A 17,970-nucleotide genomic window follows, 5' to 3' on the forward strand; every position below is an offset into this window, starting at 1 on the left:
TTTCCAGAGTCTACCCGTCTTCGTTATCAACCGATTGAGCGTTTTTTACTTCTTCGGCCAGCATCAGGCGCGTTTGGGGCAGGCTTTGCGGGTATTCGTCGCGCAGGAAAGCCACGAGTTTTTCGCGGATGTGGCAACGCAAATCAAAGGCCGAGGGAGCATCCCGCGCCGACACCAGAACCCGCACCACAATGCAGGTTGGCTGCGTATCTGTAACCTGTACCACAAATACCTCACCGTTCCAGAGCGGGTCTTCTTCAACAAAAGCGCGGGCTTTGTCGCGGATTTTGTCAACCGGCGTATTGTAGTCGAGATACAGAAAAACAGACCCCGTAATGGAGGCATCGGAGCGAGTCCAGTTCTCGAAAGGTGTTTCGACGAAATAGGTGATGGGCAGGATGAGCCGACGCCGGTCCCACAGCCGAACGATGACGCTCGTCAGGTTGATTTCTTCAATACGGCCCCACTCTTTTTCAACCACAACGGCATCGTCTAACCGGATTTGCTGGTTGAAGGCAATCTGAATACCAGCCAGCAGGTTTGCCAGTGTTTTCTGGGCCGCAAACCCGATAACGACCGATACGACCCCCGCTGACGTCAGAACGCTCAGACCAACTTTTCGGCTACCCTGAAACGCAATGAGCAACAGCGATGCGCCAATAATAATAATGCCAATGGCGAACATTCGCCGAAAAAAACGAACCTGCGTGACGAACTTCCGCTGCGCCAGGTTTACGTCCTGCGTGGTATCATACTGCTGAATCAGGCGCAATTCGCCAACCTTCAACAGTTGAACCACTAACCAGGTTGCGCTGATTAAAAAGAGAATTTCAGCCGTTTTATCGGCCACGGGATGACGGCGCAAAAAACGCTCCGACTGAATATTTGTAGCCAGCAGAAACAGCAGCGACGGCGTAAATACCCAAAACGCCCAGCGGGCATGGATTCGGAGCAGCCGCAAGGTCTGGAATGGCCGCCGACGCACGATAAACCGGATGGTCTGCGTAACGACTAAATTAACGGCCAGCCCAATCAATACGGCGGTTATGAGCAATATCCAACCCGACAAATCGCGGTTGGGTACGTAACCAAACCACCGAACCATCGCGCGTATCCAGGTATCGAGTTGTTGCTGCATAGCACAAAAATAAGAAGACCTAAAAGGTTTTGGAAACCTTTTAGGTCTGGTGAAGCTAATCTGGAAGATACAGACTACCCATCAGGCATCAAAAACGGTCTTTCGGTAAATACTTTCCATCGGCAGTAAATTTACCGCAACAAAATCTAACTGCACCTACGCCAGTAATGGCTTCACCACCTTGCCATGAACGTCCGTCAGCCGATAGCGTCGGCCCTGGCTTTTGAAGGTTAGTTTTTCATGATCGACGCCAAGCAGGTGCAGCACCGTTGCCTGAAAATCATGCACATGAACCGGCTCTTTGACGACGTTGTAGCCGAAATCGTCGGTTTCGCCGTAGACTAGTCCCTTTTTAACACCGGCGCCGGCCATCCAGATGGAGAAGGCACGCGGGTGATGGTCGCGGCCGTAGTTGTCGCGGGTAAGTTTCCCCTGCGAATAGGCCCCCCGCCCAAACTCACCGCCCCAGATCACGAGCGTATCATCGAGCAGGCCGCGTTGTTTGAGGTCCATAATCAGCGCGGCAGAAGGCTGGTCGACGCTGTTTGCCTGGGTTTTGATGTCTTTAGGCAAATTGCCGTGCTGATCCCAACCCTGGTGGTACAACTGCACGAATTTCACATCTTTTTCGATGAGCTTCCGGGCCAGTAAACAGTTCGCAGCAAACGTGCCGGGCTTGCGGCTTTCGGGGCCATACATGTCGAAAATATAGTTCGGCTCTTTGGAGATGTCGAGCGTTTCGGGTACGGACGTTTGCATCCGGTACGCCATTTCGTACTGTGCCATCCGGCTATTGATTTCCGGGTCCAGCACGTGTTTAAGCTGCTCCTGGTGCATTTTTCCCAAATAATCGAGCATTCGCCGACGGCTTGCTTTGTCGATGCCCGGCGGGTTGTTAAGGTAATAGACCGGGTCTGGTCCCGACCGGAACACCACGCCCTGATGCACCGAGGGCAAAAAGCCATTGCTCCAGAGTTTGGCATACAGCGGCTGGTCGCCATCACGCCCTTTGGAGAGCAGCACCACAAACACCGGAAGATTCTGGTTGTCAGATCCTAACCCGTAGCTAATCCACGAACCGAACGACGGCCGACCGGCCTGCTGGCTTCCGGTCTGGAAGAATGTCACAGCGGGATCGTGGTTGATGGCTTCGGTATGTAACGAGCGGATAAATGTCAGGTCACCGGCAATACGGGCCGTGTGGGGCAGCAACTCGCTAATCCACATCTGGCCGGGGCCATGCTGGGCGAATTTATATTTCGATGCCGCCAGCGGAAACGAACTTTGTCCGGCGCTCATGCCAGTGAGCCGTTGGCCATTACGGACGGATGCGGGCAAATCCTGCCCCCACATGGCTTCGAGTTTCGGCTTATAGTCGAATAACTCCAACTGCGAGGGAGCGCCACTCTGGAACAAATAAATCACCCGTTTCACCTTCGGCGGAAAGTGAGGCTTGCCAACGGCGGGATTTTCGCCAGTCGACCCACCAAACAAATTCGTCGGATTAAGCAGCGAGGCCAGGGCGATAGTCCCTAAACCGGCGCTGGCCTGGCCCAGAAACGTCCGGCGGCTTAGTTGGTCATGTAGTTGATCCTGAATATCCATTTGTAGTCGTCAGTCAGTATTGACTGATGATTATCGTTTAATAATCGCTTCATCGAAATTCATTATGGTACTCGTCACGACCGTCCAGGCAGCTAACTCAGCCGGATTGAGTTTTTTATCAACCGGATACTCGCCTACGGCCAATAATTCGGTTGCCCGAGCAGGGTTTTTTCTGAAATCCGCCACTTCGTCGGCATAGAGTTGCTTCATCAGTGCTATTTCGGCGGGTCTGGCCGGTCGGCTCACTACCGCTTTAAAAACCTGATTAATCAACTCCTGTTCGGTCGGGTTTCCGGCTCCTTGCTTCCGCTGAGCCAATACCCGCGCGGCCTCCACAAACTGCGGGTCGTTGAGCGTTACCAGCGCTTGTAACGGTGTGCTGGTTTTCTGGCGTTTCACCACACAGGTATGTCGCTCGGCTGCATCGAAATTGAGCATCATCGGCGGGGGCGACGAGCGTTTCCAGATCGTATACATCGACCGTCGATACAGGCTATCTCTGTGATTCTGAACGTATTTGACGGCGTTTCGTGTGGCCAGGGCCTCCCAGATTCCATCCGGCTGATAGGGCAAAACACTTGGTCCGCCAACGCGCTGCGTCAACAAACCGCTGGCGGCTAAGGCATTGTCGCGTACCTGCTCTGCCGACATCCGGTAACTTGGCCCACGGGTCAGGAAGGTATTATCGGGGTCGGCTTCCCGTATTTTATCCGGTACACTCGATGCCTGCCGATACGCAGCCGACATCACAATCAGCTTGTGCATAGCCTTTGGGTTCCACCGGTGCGCCGGATCGCCCGTTTCGCCGAATTTCAGAGCCAGATAATCCAGCAATTCAGGATGGCTGGGCAGCGCACCCTGATTGCCAAAATCATCGCTGTTTTTGGCTATGCCCTGCCCAAAATATTGCTGCCACATCCGATTCACCATGACCCGGCTAAACAGCGGATTCTTAGGGGATAACAGCCACTGCGCCAGACCAAGCCGGTTTTTAGGCATTGACTCTTCCAACGGATTCAGGCTGTGCAGAACAGCCGGGGTCACCACTTCGCCAGGCGCATCGTAGGCACCCCGCTTCAGTAAATGCGTTTCGCGGGGCACGGCCCGTTCCTGCATAATCATTACCTGGTCGGAGTTGGTGTAGAGCATCAGTTGCTCACCCCGCAGGCTCATCGCTTTGGCGTAGGACGCCCGGTAGCCTGGGTCCTGCGTTTTGACGTAGTAGGTGTACAAACCCGTTCGCTGTGCAGGGGTACGATTCGCCGTGGACTCATGCAAAGCGGCTGTGAGCGCATCGGGCCGCCCGGCTAATTTGGGCAGTTCAAGTGGGGTAAGGCAGCGATTATATATGCGTAGTTCATCAACGGCAAAGTCTTTGTAGAAATAATCGTGCATTCGCCCGACGTAGAAGGAATGCTGCGCCCAATGGCTTTGATCTTTACCGTATACCATGCTGTGAATCAGGTGGTCGGTAACCACTTTCGTCCGTACAGGCTGGCCGTTGAGGTAAAGTGCAAGCCCCTTTGCGTGACCCGTTCCATCATAGGCGAAAGCAACCTGAAACCACCGATGAACCGGCACTTTCTCTACTGATTCAATATCAATAGCGTTGGCTGGCCACACATGACTAAACGACAGTTTCAGACGCCCGTCGGCCAGCAGATCGAGCTGATACCCCCGTTGACCATCCATCGGGCCGGTTGTGCGGCCCAGGAGCGTTAGGGCCATGCCGGGCTTGGCCAGGTTAAACCAGCTACTGATCGTAAATGGCTGATTCTGTTCAAAAGTCGCAAAACCGCCGGGTAATTCGATAAAACTGTCGCCGGGCAGGAAGCGCGCTTTCCCGAAACGACCCGGCACGGCATAAGGCACTTTGTCGGCGTCGCCACCTAAGCGGGCAGGCAGCGTATCGCTGACCGAATTGGCAAATGCGTTGCGGGGGTCTTTCCAGAGTTCCTCCTTTGTTTTTGGCTTTTGAGGCTCCTTCTTTTCGGGTTTTTTATCGGCGGGCTTTGTGGCTTTAGCTATCCCTTCTTTCTTTTGTTTTTCCTCTTCGAGTTGCTTCTTCTGTTCGGCTTCGCGTTTCTTTTTTTCGTTCTGCGCCTTCACGAATTCGCCGATGTCGGTTCGATCCGCTTCGTCGAACGTATAGTGTGCGATGAGGCCGGAGTCTGCCGATGCGAGGGGGCGGGTGCCAGCCTGTGCCAGCCATTGGCTAAACCGTTGCTGATACTCAGGCCGGTTGGGGTTTAGCTGCTGGCTCAGCGGAGTAAGTTGTTCGCGAATAAATTTGAGTTTCGCGTCGGTTTCAGGCTTTGTCAGGGTAATTGTTGGGGCGGCTTCGCCATTGTAGGGAATCTGGCCCCGCTCGTTATTGCTGTTGAAAAAGGCAAACAGCGAATAAAAATCTTTCTGGCTGATGGGGTCATATTTGTGGTCATGGCAGCGGGCGCACTCAACCGTCAGCCCCAGCATGGCTTTGCCGAACGTATTGGTTCGGTCGGCCACGTACTCGACCCGATATTCTTCGTCCACAATACCACCTTCCTGACTTTGCTGGTGATTGCGGTTGAAGGCCGTTGCAATAAGCTGGTCTTTGTGCGGATTGGGCAGCAAATCACCGGCCAACTGCCAGGTAATGAAGCGGTCGAACGAAAGATTGCGGTTGAAGGCCCGAACCACCCAATCCCGATACGGCCACATGGTGCGTAAGCCGTCGTCCTGATAGCCATGCGTATCGGCATACCGGGCTACGTCGAGCCACTCAACAGCCTGGCGTTCGCCATAATGCGGACTACTAAGTAATCGGTTTACGACTTTTTCGTAAGCATTCAGGGATTTGTCGGCCAGAAACGCATCGACTTCGGCGGGAGTTGGCGGCAGGCCCGTCAGGTCGAGGCTTACCCGCCGGAGCAGTGTCGTTTTATCGGCTTCGGGCGAATGCTTTAGTTTTTGACCCTCCTGTTTAGCTAAAATAAATCGGTCGATGTCGTTTTTTACCCACTGCTCGTCTTTGACTTTTGGCAGTTCAGGCATCGTGGGCGCAATGAGCGACCAGTGTTGTTTATACTCGGCCCCCTGTTCCACCCAACGCAGCAATATGGCCTTCTCTTCGGCATTCAGGCTCAGATTGGATTTCGGAGTGGGCATCATCTCCTCCGGGTCGGTGCTGATGATGCGGTGTGCGAATTCGCTTTTTGAAAGGTTACCCGGCACAATGGCTGTATGGCCGCTCTTGGCTAAGGCTTCATAGGCACCTTCGGGGGTGTCTAAGCGCAAGCCGGCCTGCTGCTTGGCTTTGTCGGGGCCATGACACGCAAAGCAGCGATCCGACAGAATTGGCTTGACATGCAGGTTATAATCAACTTTTTCGGGCAGATTGGCTTCGGCGGCAACAATATCAGCCGGTTTTTCGACGGACGTATGGCAGGCTGTCAGCCAGATTGACGCGCCAAATAAGCCAGTCGTTGCACTGAGCAAAACGTATCGGAACCGTATGTCAGACCAGACGGGCATACAAGCGAACTGATTGATTATGAAATGATTTTACAAAAATAACGACTAAATGGGCATATAAATTCATACTATCTTCTCTTGTTATCCGCCTATTTTGTCAGTTAGAGAGGTGGCTTGTGTGGTGTCGGGTTTGAGAACCCGACACCACACAAGCCATAAATGTCCGGGATTCATTATCACTTTTTTGATGCCGCCAGTTTTGCTTCCGATGAATTGGTTTTGGCAAATTCGGCGACGGCCTGTTCGCTGATACCGCCAATGACGTCGAGGTTAGGCATGGCTTTTTTCAGGCTGGCAATGCCCTGTTCAGTTGCTTTGGTTTGCCATAGGTAAACCGTTTTCAGATTTTTCAGGTTGACTAACTCAGCTAAACCCGCATCGGTGATGGCCGTTCCGTAGAGGTTGAGGTATTCGAGGTTGACGAGGCCTTTCAATTGTTTTAGTCCGGCATCGGTTATGCCGGTCTGTTCTAAGTGCAGTTTCTGTACGTTTTTCAGCTTGGCCACCTGCGCCAGCGCAGCGTCGGAAATTTGCGTATCGCCCAATTTTAGCCAGACAATCTGGTTGCTGAGTTTAGGTAAAGCTGTAGCCTGGGCATCGCTGAAGGTACGGGCATTCACCGCGCTCACCTCCAACTGGTTCTGCTCTTTCGACAACGGAAGCACCAGCAACCCAGTTTTCCTCAGTTCGTCGATGGCTTTCGGGTCGGCGGCTGGCAGTTTCATGGTCAACACGGGCGAGTCGGGGGCGGGTGGTCCGTCGTTACGGCCGGTAGCAACACGGCTCCCACCCGATTCGACCGAACCACCTCCGCCCAGCGAAGCCAGTACCGGCCGGATGGCATCATTCACCTTGAGGTCGGATACTTTCTTATCGAAGGGTGCCCCCTGGTCAATCCACCAGGTGAGCAAGGCAATCTGACCCTCCTGGAGTTGGGTTTTGCCTTTGGGCGGCATGTGGTGGTCGTCTTCTTCGGGCAGCAGGCAAACTTTAACCAGTTCGCTGCCAGTACCTCTCCCAGCCACAAACACTGGCCCATCTTCTGAGCCTTTCTTAATCATATCAGGCGTATCTAATCGCAGTCCCGCTTTCGACTTATCAGCATTGTGGCACTGAATGCAGCGGCTGTGCAGAATCGGATTGACAATCTGCTGATAGACCATTGCTTTATTTACGTCGGTAATGGGTTCAACTTTCAGGGCCGGTAGTTTAGGGGGCAAGCCCGCCAACGCCCTGAATGGTCCCGGTAAGTGTTGGGTCAGGTAATCAGAACCATGCGTCAGGTTGCCGCCCAAATGCCCTGCCGATAGCAGCAGCAAGAGCGCTACACCAAGCGCAGGCAGATACATAAGCTGGGCAAATGGCACCACACGACCCAGGTTCTCCGACTTAACGGCCCAGGCAATCCAGGCAAAAACGGCCACTCCAATGCCCTGCCACATGTGCGAATTCAGGGTGTCGGCTTCGTAGCCCCCACCCAGCGAGAGCATATACCCAAACACACACGCCATGGTCGCACTCACCGCCGACCAGAATAAAATCAGCGTGATGGTATGTGGGCTAACGGAATTGCGCCGGGTGAGCCGGTCAAGTTCCAGCAGACCAGCAATCAGCAGAAAACCAATGGGCAGGTGAACGATGAGCGGGTGAAAATGTCCCCAGAACAGCACCCAATCGGATGGTGGTGCTGTGGACTGCAACAGTATCAGGTTGGTCATAAGTAAGGTATAAACTCAGGCAACGCGCTCTAATTTAATCGGGTATGTTTTTTTAGACGCCCATTGGGCCACATAAATACTATCGTCCTCATCGACCAGCACATCGTGCGGATGCAGGAAAGGACTGGCGTTCCGGTCTTTGCGTTGTTCGCCGAGTTTATTCGCCTGATAAACAGGTTCTGTTCCGCCCGGCGTTGAAATAGCCCGGTCGTTTTTATCTAAGATCTGAATATAGCCCGAATCAGGATATGAATCGGACGTGCTGCGAAAGACAGCCCCGTAAATGTTCTCGCCATGAATAACGGGGCGGCAAATGTAAGACCCCGGCAGGGCAATGGTCGATACGTATTTACCATCTAACGTAAAGCGTTTCAGTGCATTATGCCGGCGGTCAGTAATCAGCAGGGTTGGGTTAGCAGCTACTCGCCGGTCGACTGCGATGCCATGACAGCAATCGAACGTGTCGTTGGTTTCGCCTTTACCGCCCCAGTAGCGAATGAGTTTACCGGCTTTATCGTACTGCATCACATGGTTAAGGCCGTAGCCATCAACAACATAAATATCGCCATTGGCCGGATTGATAGCCGTTTCGGTTGGCTTAAACTGGGTTGGGTAGGCGTATTTCTCCGTTTCTTTCGGGTAATCTATTCGGAGCAGTTCGCGGCCTTTCAGGTCGGTTTTGACAACCTGATGGCGGTCAGTATCGCAGATGAGCAGGTACTGGTCGTTGCCTTCGCCACCAAGCGTGAGGCCGTGACCGCCGGGGTAATCGTGCCCCCAGGTTTCGAGCAATTTACCCGACTTATCGTAAACCAATATGTTGTTTTTAGTCTCGTTGGTCAGCAGAATAATCCGGCCTTTGGCATCCTGAACCATCTCATGGCAGTCGTTGACGGGGTTTTTATCAGCATCGAGCACACCCCAGCCCGGCACCACCCGATACCGGAATCCGTTATGACCCAGCACTGTTTGCTCAGCCGAACGACTTCCCGATTTGGCGGATAGGCTGGCTGGAATCGACAGACCAGCCGCTGTTGCCAGCGAAGCCTGCCGCACAAATGACCGACGTGATAAGTAAGAAGCCATAGCGATTGTTGTGTTTACTGAAAAAGAAGCGACTACGTAAACTTTACTGCATTTGGTTTGTGGGCAACTTACTAACACAACAGCCCGGAATCTTGTGTTCAGTCTGCGGAAGGATTAAGTTGATTGAAAACATGGGCAACCAAACGCGGGTTTATTGTCCGGTTGATGCGGGTCGGGCCAATCGGGTAATTGGAGTTCCCTATTTGCGGCCAAAACCGGCTTAACAAGTCATAAATAAATCTGCGCTCCATTAACGACAACCTGTTATGAAAAATTACCAGCTCCGGCGTTTGTCCGACCAGCCTATTCTGCAAACGAGTGACGTTAAGCCCAGCATCGAGGGTTTTGAGGTGCTGGGCGCATTTAATCCGGCAGCCTGCTTTTTCAAGGGTGAAGTGCTGCTATTGCTGCGCGTAGCCGAAGCCCCAAAGGCAGAGAAAGGGTTTATTGCCATCCCCTTGATTGAGGACCAGGACGGCATTCCGGTGCTGACGGTCAAACACGTTCCTGAACCTGAAGAAGATTACGACCCGCGCGTTATTAAGATTCAGGGGAAAACCTACCTAAGTTCACTGAGTCACCTCCGCTTAGCCCGCAGCCGCGATGGGATTCGGTTCACAATTGATGAGAAGCCGTTCCTTTTTCCGGCCCGCATGGACGAATCGTATGGGATTGAAGATGCACGCATTACGTTTCTGGAAGGCAAATACTGGATTACGTACACGGCGGTGTCGGAACATGGCCCCGGCGTGGGGTTGGCCGTAACGACAGACTTTGTTCATGTTGAGCGGATGGGTATGATTCTACCCCCACCCAACAAAGATGTAGCCTTGTTTCCGAAGAAGATTAGTGGAAAGTACGTCCTCCTGCATCGGCCAATGGTGTCGGACATTGGCAAGCCGTCGGTTTGGCTGGCCGAATCGGAAGATGGCATTCATTGGGGAAACCACCAGTTTCTGTTTTGCGGGCGCGGTGGCGATGACCCCCGTTTTGGGTGGGAAGGCGGCAAGATTGGAGCCGGGCCGGAACCCATCCTGACGAACGAGGGCTGGTTGGTTTGCTACCACGGAGCCGACGCTACCCACGCGTATTCGCTGGCGCTGGCTTTGCTCGACAAAGACGACCCCTCCATTCTGCTGGACCGCTCCGATGTGCCGCTTTTGTCGCCGGAGTTAGCCTGGGAAAAAGCGGGATTCTTCCCGAATGTTGTATTTTCGAATGGCTGGGTGCAATGGCCGGAGGAGAGCGATAAATGGGGTAAAATCTGGGTGTATTACGGCGCTGCCGATTCAGGCGTGGGGTTGGCGGAGTTAGTGACTCGATAATGTTTTTTGATGAACTTGCAGATGTCGATTGCCTGAGTGTTGACGAATAAAGTTTATCGGGAATAAATTGTGCTCAGATACAGTAGATAGGTGGCAATATGACCATTAGGAACTAAGCTGGTATAGGCGAACAAACCGGCTCCCTCCTCGTATGATACATCACGCTACCCGCCGGGACTTTCTGAAACAAGGCGGGGCGGCTGCCCTAAGCCTGGCCCTGTTTCCCAGCCTGAAACGAAAAGTTGCCCCCAGCGACCGGGTGCGTGTGGCCCATATTGGCGTCAATGGGATGGGCACCAACCACCTCAACTGGTTCGGTAATTTGCCGGAGGTGGAGGTCGTCGGCCTGTGCGATTTAGACCAGACGCACGTCGACAAAGCCCTCAGTACACTCCAGAAAATTCACCGTGCGACGGACCGACCCGACACGACCGCCAAAACCTACGCCGATTTTCGCTACCTGCTCGACCGCAACGACATCGACGCCATTACCTGCGCCACGCCCGACCACTGGCACGCGCAGGTTGCCATTATGGCGTTTCAGGCCGGGAAAGACGTATATGGCGAAAAACCACTGTCGTACAGTGTTCGCGAAGGGCAGAAGATGCTGAAAGCCCTGAACCGTTATGACCGCATTTTTCAGTTAGGGACGCAAATCCACGCCGGTGATAATTACCACCGCGTTGTCGAAATTATTCAGGCGGGGGCAATTGGCAAAGTCCATACCGTTCGGCTCTGGAAAACGGGCTTTCCGCCGGTACTCGGTCCGGCCAACTACCAGATGCCCCCGGCGTCGCTAAACTGGGATATGTGGCAGGGGCCAGCCCCGGCGTCGCTCTACACACCCGAACGATGCCATTTCACGTATCGCTATTTTCTGGATTATTCGGGCGGTGTGTTTCAGGATTTCTGGTGCCACATTGCCGACGTGGTTTGGTGGGCCATTAACCCAACCGGTCTGAAACGTATCCGGGCAAAGGGCGAGGCTCCCGAAGGCATCGGCGATGCTCCCAAGTGGATTGACATTGATTATGAATTCGACGGGCTGAACCTGCACTGGACGAGCACACCACCCAACGTGCCGGGAGCCGAAAAACGAGGCATTGGCGCTTATTTCGAGGGCGACAAGGGTACATTGCTGTGCGACTACAGCACCCGCGAGATTACCATCAACGGGGTGATGATGACCGATGTACCAGAGATTCCGATTGTCCTCGAACGGTCGCCGGGTCATCAGCAGAACTTCATCAACGCTGTGAAATCCCGCAAACAGCCCGAGTCGAACTTAGCCTATGCCCGGCAAATGACGCTGCCCATGCACCTCGGCCTGATTTCGTACCGACTCGGTCAGCCGCTGGAATGGAACGCCCGTAAGGAAAAATTCAGGCATAATCCCGAAGCCAACGCTTTGCTCTCGCGGGAATACCGGAAGGGGTGGGATTTAGTCTAATTTTCAATACTTTATCATAAATTCGCTCAGGTTCGTATCGGCGTCGATGTCGAGTTTTTTGCGGAGCCGGTAGCGTTTCAGTTCAACGCTGCGGTGGGTGATGTTCAGCAGTTGGGCAATCTCTTTAGTGGATAGATTCATCCGCAGGTAAGCCGCTAATTTAAGGTCGCCCTGGCTCAGGTCGGGGTAGTTATCAATCAGGTGCTTCAGAAACTGTTCGTGAACTTTATTGAAGTTAGCCTCAAAGAGTTTCCAGTCCTGTTCGCTCGAAATATTGGTGTCGATCAACACGTTCATGCGTTGAAAATCATCGCTGGGGAGCCGATTGCCCGAACGGGCTTTCACCCGGTTCAGCTCATCTTTAAGTTGCACCAGAAGTTCATTCTTTTGAATAAGCGCCATCGTTGAGTTGGCTAACTCTTCCGATTTCCGAATCAGCCCCTGCTCCAGTTGCTCTTTTTGCAGCAAAATAATTTCGCGCTGACTTTGTTCTTCCTGCTGGCGCAGTTTGGCCTCTAATTTTTCCCGAACCTGATTCTGCTGAATAGCCACCCGCCGAAGATGAAGCTGATAAAACCACCACACGAAATAGACCACCAAAAGCGCATAGACCAGTTTACTCCAGGTATTCCAGTACCAGGGCGGCCGAATGTCAAACGTCAGCGAACGCGTTACCGAACTTAGGTTCGATTTCAACTGAAACACATACCGACCGGGTGGCAGATTGGTAAACTCTTTTTGCTGTGTAGCCGCGTAGAGCGACCAGGCCTGCGTGCCATTTTCGAGCCAGTAACTATACTTGACGGGTCGCGTATAGTAGGGTGTGGAAAAGGTAATCAACAGATTTGCCTGCCGGTGAGAAAATGACAGTTCAGGAGTAGTTCCCCAGAACGTATGGTGAACATCAGGTTCGTCGACAACCGTTACTGACCGAATAACTGGCTGACGTTCAATAGATTCAGTAGGTATCGTCCGTTCCGTATGCGGCAATAAAGCAAACCCATTTTCGCGGCAAAAGGCAATGTACCCGGTGTCGAGCGGCACAATGTTCTCATAATCTTCTACCCATTGATTTGTTCGCACGGGTATATCGCGCGATGTTCGCCCACGGGGCTGTGCCCAGGCCACTGTCCCATCCTGGCGAAGCAAAATTAAGGTCGAGTCGGGCATCGGAAAAATCGTTCGGATACCCGGTTTAGCCCAGGCATACATCGTTGCTGCGGGAATAAACCGGTCATGGCGGGCATCATACACGCTTACCCCTTTAGCTGACGTAACAACGATTCGATTCTGGACCCGGCAGAGATTGAGCACCGGTCCCTGAACGTCGGTATCCGTATATTCTTTACTGGCTTCGATCCGGCGCAAATCGGCGGATAATCGAAGACGCTGCAATCCCTGATTGGGGGCCTTATTGACCCAGATGTTGCCCGTTTCGTCTTCCTCCAATTGCCGAACCGGGGCCGAAAAACCATCAACTTTATGCGAGAAAATCCATTGACCGCGTGCGTCTTTCTGGTAGATACATAAACTGGTGTAGGTTCCCTGAATGAGTCGGTCCGGGTGGTGTTTCAGCCGACTCAGGACCCAGCCACCTGTAACCTTCGATACCAGGTGGGCCTGAACACCCTCGATTTGGAATGTGCCTTTGTTGTGACCACACAAAAGTTGATCATCGACAACGGCCAAATCCCAAACCTGCCCCTGCGTACCCGCTATCAATTGAAAAAGGCCATCCTTACCCGCCAATGGTTTGGAATAAACCCCCTGATTCGTGCCTAAATAGAGCTTGTTGCCAAAACGAGCTATGTCGTACAGTGTTCCGAGTTCGCCTTCGGTATCGGTAAAATATCGAATTGGCGAGTTAAGGTTGATTAGGTCGATGCCTTTATCTAAGCCAATCCAAAGATTATGGTCATTGTCCTGGCACATCGACAGAACTGTGCTGTTTTGCAGGCCGTTCTTCTGGTTAAAATGATAGCGAATCTGGCCATCGGCAGTAGTAATCAGCACACCATTCAGCAACGTCCCAAACGCGTACAGGTCAGGCCCTACCCGCAACCCCCGGTTAAGCCGATTTTGCTGCATAAAGGCATTAAGCTGGTCGTTAAACGGTTTGAATTGGTTGCCATCGTAACGGTAGATAGCCCGTTCGGTGCCAATCAGCACCTCCTGTTCGGCGATGGGCAGAATGGTATTAACCGTTTCGCTTCCTAAAAATTCACTGCCTTTCACCAGCTTAAACTCGTCGCCCTCTAATTGGTAAAGCCCTTTGTCGATAACTTCAAGCAGGACGTAGTTATGCGCCTGATGCACAAATAAAATAGTACCCGGTGCCTGGAGCCGTTTCATGCGGCCCTGCCTGTAGCGATAGATAAACGCAAATGACTGGAATATAACCCCTTCTGAAGTGGGCAGGATATTCCAGATTTCTTCCTTTCGGAATGCTTTCTCCCGAATGAGTGGAGCCAGGGAATGGTATACCAGGTCACCCGTCTCGCCCGGTGCCCAATACCCAAACTCGCCGAGTGCACCTGTATAGATTTTCCCCTGCTTATCAACAGCCACCGACCTGACTTTTTGCTTCCGGGGTAACTCGTAGGTCTTCCAACTGCTGCCATCGAACTCGAGTAAACCCCTGGAATTGGCAAAGTACATGAAGCGCGTTTGGGGGTGTTGAGACGCACTCCAATTCTGGTTATACGCTCCATATTGCTGATGGGTATACTGAATTAATTCCGGTCGGCAGAATGCATACGAAGACTGTGCCTGGCAAACAGGTACCAGCCCGATAGCGAGAATACATATAAGGCAGACCTGACGGATAAACCGTATATCAACAGCCAGGCATACGTTCGTTAGAGCAATCCGTGTGAAACAGACCATGATGTGATGAAAAACAGCATTAGCGGCTTAAAAAAGCCAGAATGATGTAGTATTGATGTAGCCCCATTTTTGGAGTCAAGTTAGCAGGTACCTACTTTTGTACAAAAAAATATTAGAAAGTTAGTGCTTCTTTTCGTTTATAGAGCACTGGAGCTTTTGGTAGAACCTGACAATCGTAACGGTCATAGCAGCACATTCAGGCAAAAACACGGATGATAAACATTTCTTCACCCTGGAAACGAAAAGGGCTGGTTCAACGGCTTACGGGACTCTTGCTCGTGCTGGCCATTACCTCAGCCAACGCCACACTGGCCCCCATCCGCATAACAGGTAAAGTGACAGACGGAGCAACAAGCACCGGACTGCCGGGCGTGACGGTTCAGGTGAAAGGAACTACGACAGGCACCGTAACCGATGCATCGGGTGCTTATACCATTCAGGCCGAAGAGACTGCAACGCTTGTTTTCTCAAGCATCGGTTATGTGAAGTCAGAAATTGCCGTTGGCGGGCGGGCAGTTATTAATGTGCCCCTAACGGAAGACACCAGAGCCTTGCAGGAGGTGGTGGTGGTGGGTTATGGCACCCAGCGTAAGTCGGACGTAACAGGCGCAACTGTTACCATCAAAGGCGAAGAGTTAGTGAAACAACCCGTACTGACGGCTACCCAGGCACTTCAGGGTAAAGCGGCTGGCGTACAGATTATCAGCAGCGGACAGCCGGGAACCTCGCCCATTATTCGCATTCGAGGAACCAGCACGGCCTTAGCCGGAACCGCAGCCCTGTTTGTAGTCGACGGCGTCCTGACCGACGATATTTCAAACATCAACACCGCCGACATTGTCAACATCGACGTACTGAAAGATGCCTCTGCCACCGCCATTTATGGAGCGCGGGGGGCTAATGGTGTCGTTATTATTACGACTAAACGGGGTACGGCAGGCAAAATGACAGTATCATATTCGGGCAATGCGGGCTTTCGCTTACCCGCTAATTTGGTCACGATGGCCAATGCGACCGAATATGCCAACTACGTCAGCACAGCCAGCGGCAATCTTATCAACCCCGGCTCGACCTCAACCGATTGGTATGGTCAGATTTTGCGGAATGGTTTTCAGCAGAATCATGGGCTATCCATTAACGGCGGCACCGACAAATCCACTTATTTTCTGAGTGCAGGCTACTATACCGATCAGGGCATTGTGATTGACAATATCTACAAACGGTTCACGGTTCGGGCTAATAATGACTTCACGTTCAATAAGATTGTTAGGGCGGGCATAACGGCTTCGTATGCCAACGGCGACAATCAGATTGCCAACCTCGGCACGGCCTACAACAATGCCTACCGGGCCGCGCCCATTATTCAGGCAAAAGAGAACGGCAAATATGGCAACACCTCCGTTTATCAGAACGTAGGAAATGCGGTGCTGGATATTGAAAAGAACAACAACAAGGAAATTGACAACCGGCTGATGGGGTCGGCTTATCTGGAAATTAAACCAGTTGAATGGCTCACCTTCCGCAGTAACATCGGTGGTGACTGGATTAATCAGAATAAGCGGGTGTATAATTACCAGTTTACTAATGATACGACCACATTTATCAATCCGGGTGGCAATCAGCGAAGCCCGAACAGCAACCTGAATGTTGAAAATGTTCGCACGTTTCACTCGACGTGGGATAACTTACTGACGGTTAATAAGAAGTTCGACAAACACGCCATTACAGTCCTGGTTGGAACAACTGCCGAAGAATACACCCAAACTAATTTTACGGCGTTTCGGAAAGATGTCCCGGCCACGCCCAGCCTGTGGTACATCGGCACTGGAAACGCTAACACCTCAACCAACGGCGGCACCGGCGACAAATACACCCGGAACTCCTACATCAGCCGACTCAACTACAATTATAACGACCGCTATCTGTTCACGGCTACTCTCCGGGCCGATGGGTCATCCCGCTTCCCAACCCAAAACCGCTGGGGCTATTTCCCGTCGGTAGGCGCGGGCTGGCTAATTTCCAATGAATCCTTCATGCAGAATCAGCGCATTTTCGATGTGCTCAAACTGCGGGCAAGTTGGGGCCGGGTTGGGAACGACCGGATTCCGTCGGATTCCTATACCGTTACGGTTGAGCCGAATTTAGCCTATCCGTTTGGAGGTGGGGTAGCAACACCCGGCAGCGCCATCACCCAAATCAAAGACCCAAACCTGAAGTGGGAAACCACCGAAGAAACCGACTTTGGGATTGAATTTGGGGGCTTAACGGGCCGACTGACGGGCGAAATCAATTATTACGATAAAAAAGCCCGCGACCTGCTGATCAACGTAAAAGTGCCTTCCGTAACGGGCGATGCCGATGGCGTGGTGCTGACCAATGCGGCTTCCATCCGAAATCAGGGGCTGGAGTTTACCCTGAACTGGCGCGGCAAAATAACCCGCGCCCTGACCTATCGGGTGGGTGGCAATGCCACACTGAACAAGAACAGCGTTATCGGACTGAACGGCGGGCAACCCATTCTCGATGGCGGCATCGGCGCTAACCAGCAATACACGACCCGAACCGACAATGGTCAGCCCGTCGGTAGTTTTTATGTGTTGCAGGTGCTGGGCGTTTTCCAGTCCGACGAAGAGGTGAGCAATTACAAGAGTTCGACGGGGCAGGTGATTCAGTCGTCGGCAGCGCCGGGAGACTTTAAATACCAGGATACCAACGGCGACGGACGAATTGATGATAACGACCGGGTTTTTGTCGGGTCGTACCAGCCCAAAGCCTACTTCGGGCTTAACCTCAGCTTAACCTACAAAAGCGTAGACTTTAGCGTTGATTTCTACGGCAACGTTGGCAATCAGGTTTATAATGGCAAGCGGGCGTTCCGGCAGAATGTGCTCGACAATGTAGAGAAAACAATGGCCTACAACCGCTGGACCCGCACGAATGGCTCACAAACCGAACCGGCAGCGAACAGCGGAAACCTGCCGCCATCGACCTATTTTGTCGAATCGGGTTCGTTTGCCCGCATCAATAACGCCACGCTGGGCTACGCACTACCCAAAGCTATTCTGGACAAGGTTCATGTTGGTAGTTTGCGGGTGTTCGTGACGGCGCAAAACATCCTGACGCTCAAGAAATTTACTGGCTTTACGGCTGAACTGCCCGGCGACCCAACCAAACAGGGTATTGAACTGAACGCCTACCCAACGACACAAACGTTTGCTATCGGCCTCAACGCCGGTTTCTAACCTC

At 52.6% G+C, this 17,970-nt stretch carries 9 protein-coding genes; 3 read left to right on the forward strand and 6 right to left on the reverse strand.

Annotated elements, in window-relative coordinates; all coding sequences use genetic code 11:
* Positions 1–10: 10 nt before the first annotated feature.
* From ACYVI1_RS31210 to ACYVI1_RS31230, 5 genes are all read right to left on the reverse strand, one after another.
* Positions 11–1,138: a mechanosensitive ion channel family protein gene (locus tag ACYVI1_RS31210; RefSeq protein WP_460915557.1), complete on the reverse strand. Its 1,128-nt coding sequence runs from the start codon at positions 1,136–1,138 to the stop codon at positions 11–13.
* A gap of 156 nt (positions 1,139–1,294) precedes the next feature.
* A complete protein-coding gene (locus ACYVI1_RS31215) occupies positions 1,295–2,743 on the reverse strand; it encodes a DUF1501 domain-containing protein (RefSeq protein WP_460915559.1) in 1,449 nt (482 codons plus the stop codon).
* Between the two features lie 30 nt (positions 2,744–2,773).
* Positions 2,774–6,259 carry a DUF1553 domain-containing protein gene (locus tag ACYVI1_RS31220; protein ID WP_460915561.1) on the reverse strand — a complete coding sequence of 1,162 codons (3,486 nt, stop codon included), beginning with the start codon at positions 6,257–6,259 and terminating at the stop codon, positions 2,774–2,776.
* A gap of 176 nt (positions 6,260–6,435) precedes the next feature.
* Entirely contained in the window at positions 6,436–7,977 is a 1,542-nt protein-coding gene (locus ACYVI1_RS31225; RefSeq protein WP_460915562.1) for a c-type cytochrome domain-containing protein, read from the reverse strand.
* Positions 7,978–7,992: 15 nt separating this feature from the next.
* Positions 7,993–9,063 carry an NHL repeat-containing protein gene (locus ACYVI1_RS31230; RefSeq protein ID WP_460915563.1) on the reverse strand — a complete coding sequence of 357 codons (1,071 nt, stop codon included), beginning with the start codon at positions 9,061–9,063 and terminating at the stop codon, positions 7,993–7,995.
* A gap of 266 nt (positions 9,064–9,329) precedes the next feature.
* Here ACYVI1_RS31230 and ACYVI1_RS31235 point away from each other — a divergent pair, with 266 nt between their 5' ends.
* Both ACYVI1_RS31235 and ACYVI1_RS31240 read left to right on the forward strand, forming a co-directional pair.
* Positions 9,330–10,388 carry a glycoside hydrolase family 130 protein gene (locus ACYVI1_RS31235; protein WP_460915565.1) on the forward strand — a complete coding sequence of 353 codons (1,059 nt, stop codon included), beginning with the start codon at positions 9,330–9,332 and terminating at the stop codon, positions 10,386–10,388.
* A gap of 151 nt (positions 10,389–10,539) precedes the next feature.
* Positions 10,540–11,838, forward strand: coding sequence for a Gfo/Idh/MocA family protein (locus tag ACYVI1_RS31240; RefSeq protein WP_460915567.1), 1,299 nt, complete (start codon positions 10,540–10,542; stop codon positions 11,836–11,838).
* A gap of 3 nt (positions 11,839–11,841) precedes the next feature.
* Here ACYVI1_RS31240 and ACYVI1_RS31245 read toward each other — a convergent pair whose 3' ends face one another.
* Positions 11,842–14,496: a two-component regulator propeller domain-containing protein gene (locus tag ACYVI1_RS31245; protein ID WP_460915568.1), complete on the reverse strand. Its 2,655-nt coding sequence runs from the start codon at positions 14,494–14,496 to the stop codon at positions 11,842–11,844.
* 440 nt (positions 14,497–14,936) lie between these two features.
* On the opposite strand from ACYVI1_RS31245, the gene ACYVI1_RS31250 reads away from it, so the two are divergent.
* Positions 14,937–17,966: a SusC/RagA family TonB-linked outer membrane protein gene (locus tag ACYVI1_RS31250; RefSeq protein WP_460915569.1), complete on the forward strand. Its 3,030-nt coding sequence runs from the start codon at positions 14,937–14,939 to the stop codon at positions 17,964–17,966.
* The last annotated feature ends 4 nt before the right edge of the window (positions 17,967–17,970 follow it).

It is taken from the genome of Spirosoma areae, from assembly GCF_054781775.1.